Here is a 5418-nt window from a genome sequence, read left to right as displayed (position 1 = left end):
CCTTATTGGTAAGGGTGATGTTGAAGTCGGTCTGAGCGAGCTCCTTGACTTCCTCGACCGGCGGCTGCACCTCGCCCTCAACGTAGTTGAAGTTGATCTCGCGCAGAGTGAGCATGCGGTTCTTCGCAGCCTCGCCCTCGTAACCATCGGCCGTACCCTCGGACGTGAGCGGGGTGATGTCGACGCGGGCAACCTTCTTGCCTGCCTCGGCCTTGAGCGTGTAGACAGCCTGCTTCTTAGCGAACTCGCCGCCCTTGAACTCGGACTTAGAGCCGTCGGCGTAGGTAATGACGGCCTCGAGCGAGGTGACGGTGCCGTTATAGGTGTCGCGGTTCACGATCTGAACGTCCTGCAGCGCGCGAGGCTCCTTCAGCTCGAAGTGCATCGTGGTGGGCAGCATGACGTACTCGGGCAGCTTGCCGTTCTGGTGGTTGGAGTCGATATCCCACTTGAACTCGAAGCCGTTGTCGCTCTCGTTGTTATCGAAGAGACCGTCGTAGTTACCCTGCTGGATGAGCTTGGAGACGTTGGTGCCGTCGTCAGACTTCAGCTTGTCGTTCGTCATCGTGATCTTGAAGGCGTCCTGGCCAAGCTCCTTGACCTCGGGCAGAACCTCAGAGCCGTCACCGGCGGTGATGAAGTCCCGAGAAGGACCAATGAGCCAGGCCTCGCTCTCGAGCTTGACCTCGCAGTCCTTCTTCGCCTTGAGCTGGAAGGTGGCGATGTTCTCGGAGCCGTTGTAGAGCTTCTTATCACCCTTGTTGGCCATGGCGATGTTCACGGAGTTCATCGCGTCACCGAAGGTGTGGTGACCAGACCTGTTCTCCATCTCGCCAGCGTTGCTGGTGACCTTGATGCTGTCGTTCACGAACTCGAAGTTCTCGACCGGGTACTTGACGAGCGCACCCATGGCGTTGACGTTCTTGGCACCCTGAGCCTTCACGGCAACCGTGATGGTCTCGCCAGCCTTAACGGCCTTCTTGCCAGGGACGACCGCAATCGCGCCAGCGACCTTACCCTTCTGCTTGGTGCCGCCGTCGAGCTTGGACATGGTGAAGGACATGTCATAGACGTCGTAGGCGTTATTCAGGTTGAAGTCGGCCGCAGACTGAGCGACGTGAGACGTCCAGTCGGTCTTGCCGGTACCGCGGTTCTCGCGGCCCACGCAGTTATCGATGTGAGAGTAATCCTCGTTGCCAACAGTGGCGGGAGCCTTCAGCGAACCGGGATCCTGGGCCTCGCTCTTATCAACCTTGTACAGAGCGAGCTCCGTGGCGGAGAAGAAGCCGCCTGCAGACTCCTGGACGGTGAGGCGCAGGAAGCGTGCCGTGTTGCCCTCGAGGTTCACGGTCTTCTGCTGCAGCTTGCCGGCACCCGTGTTATCCCAGTTAGTGACGCCGTGGTCGACCCAGTGGGCGCCGTCGAGGCTGGTCTCGATCTTCATCTTGGCAACGTTGCCGTTACCGCCGTTGTCCTGACGCGGGGTGTAGACGAACTTATCGAGCTTGAGCACCTTGCCGTAATCGATGGTCATCGGCATGCCGATTGCATTGCCGGTGGAGTGGAAGTGGCTCGAGTTCTTGTCATCGTGGTCGAACGCAAGGCTCAGCTTGCCCCACTGCTCGCCGCCGTCCCACGAGATGTTTGCAGGAGCGGGGCAGTTGCGCCAGGGATCCTCAAGCGTCGTAGCGCTAAGCTCAGGCGTGCTCCACTCGGAAACACCCTTGGCGTTGCGAGCGCGAATCTGGAACTTGTGAGTCGACTTGTAGTCCAGGTCGGTCACCTTAAACTCGACCGTCTCGCCAGAGGGGATGGAGTTAACCATGCCGTCGATCTTGATGTCATAACCAGTGGCGCCCTCGACCTTGTTCCAAGCGAGCTTGATGCTCGTGGGGGTCAGACCGTCCTCGGGAGCGGAGAGCTTCGGCGCAGCAAGATCCTGAACCACGCTATCGCTGGGAAGCTTGCCGTCGTTCACGAAACCGGTGACCTCGAGCGTCTGCTCGTTGGCGTTGACGTCGGTCTGGGCGAACTTCACATACAGCTTGGGCGTGGTGGTGACCTTCTGAGAGCTGAAGCCCTCGTTACGCACCTGCTCGCTATCAGCGGTGGCGTTGTAGTTGAGGTTGGGCTGCTCGCAGTAGAAGTACACAGCCTTGCCAGCAGCGGGCTTAGCCTTCTTGAAGGCGTCCTCGGTGGTGACCTTCTCGATGGTGAGGGCCTGGTTGCCGTTCTTAGCAACAACAGCCGAAGGCTCCTCGGACACGTTCACGATAAACGTGGTCGTGCGATCCTTCTTATAGCCCTTGTAATCGCCCTCGGACTTACCTGCCTTGAAGGTTGCGGTCTTCTTGGCGGCGTCGGCCTTTGAGGTGAACTTGGTCTTCACGTTCGAGCCGTAGCTGATCGTGCTCTCCTTGCCATACTCCTTGTCGGAAGTATTGGTCTTGTTCTCCACGTAGGTGCCGGTGTCCTCGAACAGCGTGTAGCTGTTCTCGCCGGAAGTGGCGAAGAACTCAACGTTGCGGATGGAACGATCGACGTCCTCTGGGTTGTCGTTCGCATCGTACATGGGAACGATAGCATTGGCCTTAACGAAGACGGGGAGCTTCCAGAGCGGAGCATCAAAGTGATTGAGCACCTGGCCGCCGCGGTACTGGGCGCCGGTAAGGTAGTCGATCCAGATGGTCTCGGAACCGCCCGGAAGGTAAATGCCGTTGCGAACATCGTTGCCATCGCCATCGGTATCAGCAGTGTTCTGGTAGACCGGGGCAACCAGGAAGTCATCGCCCAGCGTGTACTCGTACTGAGTAGCGGTGCTGTTCGCATACGGGGTGTTCTCAGACAGAAGGATAGCGCGAATCATCGGCATACCCTCGTCACCATTACCCGTATTGATGTTGGCAGCGGAGGCAGCGGTGGTATAGATGTAGGGCATGAGCTGGGACTTCAGCTTGAGATACATACGGGAGATACCGGTATACGGATCACCGTGCGCCTGCGGAGCCTTGACATAGGAGCCCCAGCCGTCCATGTCGAGCATGAGCGGAGTGAAGGTCTTCCACTGGTAATCACGCGTGGCGATGATGGGGGCGCCGCCGAAGATGCCGTCCATGTCGGAGCCGATATTGGGGTTGCCGGCCAGACCCTGGCCGATGTACGTGGGAACATGGAAGCGAATGTACTCCCAGTTGCCGCCGGTCTGGTCGCCGGTCCAAATAGCGCCAAAGCGCTGCGTGCCCGCCCAGCCGTCAAGCGTGATGATGTTGGGACGGAAGTTAACTTCCTCGGTCACGATATCATATGCGGTCTTAGTGCCGTCGAGCGCCATGGAGTAGCCAGGGCCAACCCAGGCAACGTCGGTCTTCAGGGTGGTTACGCCGCCGGTCTTAACCTCGGCGCGGAAGTCGCGCAGCAGCTGCCACTGAGTGTCGGGGTTGCTGTCCGGGCTAAGGTAAGACTGAGTCCACAGGCCGGTAGCAATACCCTTCTTGTTGGCGTAATCCGTGAATTCCTTAAGGTTCTGCACGTTCGCAGCAACGGCATCCAGACGATCCTTGGAACTCGTGCCGTCAGGGTTAACGCCACCGGTCTTGCCGAAGCCGTTCTGGCCGTAGCCCGCACCATAGCCGTCGTTGGGCAAGAAGTAGCCAAGCGGCATATCGTTGTCCACGTAGCTATCAAGACGGTGCTGGGCCGAGAACTCCTTGGGGAAATCCGTACCAGCGGGAATATTCTCAGTAAACTTGCTGGGGCCATGGCCGTTCAGAGACTCAACATGGGAGTTGGGCATCATCGAGGTGCCGGTGCCGCCCTTTTCATACTGGGTCTCGCCAGCATTCTCATCGGTAGCAGGAGCGGAACCCTTGATCTGCTTCTTACCGTAGCCTGCCTTGGGCGTCGAGGACCACATATCGCGGTTCCACGCGTTCAGGTGACCGACGTAGAATGCATACTCGGGCAGGAGGATCGGGTTACCGGTAACCTTGAAGTAACCCTGGAGCAGATCCTGGGCAACGGGGGCCGTGCTCGCACCCTTCTGGGCGTCGGCGACAAAGTAGTATGCGTCGAGCTCGTTCTCGTTGTGGCTGGCAGTGGTGGTATCGGCCTTGGTGTTACCGAAATCGTAAGAACCATTGGCAAACGTATTGCGCAGTACGCCGTAGCCATTATCGGACCAATAGAACGGGTTCGGCGAGGCCACGCCGCCATCGACCCAGTTGGACTCGTTGGCGATGTTGATGGTCTTGCCGGTGTGAATGAAGCGGCCGTTCTGGGTGCCGCCGCCGAAGAAGTTCTCGCCCTCGTGCTTCTTCAGCTTCTGCACGGTGGTGTTGCCCAAATCGAGCGGAGCAGACTCCTCCATGACGACCTTGCCGTTGTTCTTAACGGTCATCTTGGCGGTCGCCTTATCGAATTCGATGGTCGTCTTGCCGCCTTCAGCGGAGATTACGAACTTATTGCCCTCGGTCTTCACGTTCGCATTGGGACGCGTGTACTTATCAGACGTATCAGGCTGAGCCTGGATCTTAGCGGTGTGCTTCTCATCCTTCGGCTTTGCATATGCGCTGAACTCGCCCTTGGGGTCAACGTTGTAGCGGAAGATGCCATCTTCCAGCAGGGTCAGCTTACCGGTAACGTCCTTGGAACCATCGTTGAAAGTGATGGTAACCACGTTCTTGTCTGCCGTAGCGGACTTCACGCTGGCGAGCGGCGCAGCGTATGCCGGGGCGGCAACGGCAAGGGAGAGCGCAGTAGCGGCTACGACCGCGCTGCCCTTCACCCAACGGTGGCTGAACAAAGATTTCTTCTGCATCCAAGCTCCTCTCGTCTTGTTCTTAGATGCGGCTGAAAGCCGGCCTATCCGGTTATGACTGGTATCTACCAGTTAACCAGTTAGGTAGTCCACCCTACGCTATGTCTCTTGGGAGCATTTGTGTTGGCCCCATCGACAGACGGTCAAAATCACTTCGTAAGCGGCTATTCACTCTTGTAGACTGCAGCGCATACTGCATAATCGACCTCTTTTCGTAGTCAGAAGTTGTTTATCGGCTAATACATAGCCGTAAGCTGGGATTATGACCTTCCTTAAGCTACTGCTTCCCATATGTGGGTTTTTAACAACTGGTATTAGATTTTTAAACAGTTGCAGGTCATGTTTGAGATGTACTTGCGCAAGCTGCACCGCATCGAAGCAAGAACGCGCAAAAAAGGGGCTCCGATCAAAATACCAACCTCCAACGGTGCGGGCGCGTGCTCGGAAAAGTGCCTGTCCCCTTTCCGAGAGGGGCGGCGAAAAAGGAGGGGGCCGGCCCGGAAGCCGGCCCCCTCGCGTCGGGGATATGTCCGTGAAGGCGTCCTAGGCGATGCCTACTTCAGGTCCACCAGGTCCTTCTCCGCCATGCGCTGCAGGAACGC

At 58.0% G+C, this 5418-nt stretch carries 1 protein-coding gene; it reads right to left on the bottom strand.

All coding sequences use genetic code 11. The features are described from left to right. Positions 1 to 4816: TIM-barrel domain-containing protein (locus tag I2E26_RS07975; RefSeq protein ID WP_195420310.1), on the bottom strand; the 4816-nt coding region annotated here is incomplete at its 3' end. Positions 4817 to 5418: the final 602 nt, after the last annotated feature.

The sequence above is a fragment of the Collinsella sp. D33t1_170424_A12 genome (genome assembly GCF_015554865.1).
Taxonomy (GTDB): Bacteria; Actinomycetota; Coriobacteriia; order Coriobacteriales; family Coriobacteriaceae; genus Collinsella.
This window is presented reverse-complemented; position numbering and strand designations above follow the sequence as displayed.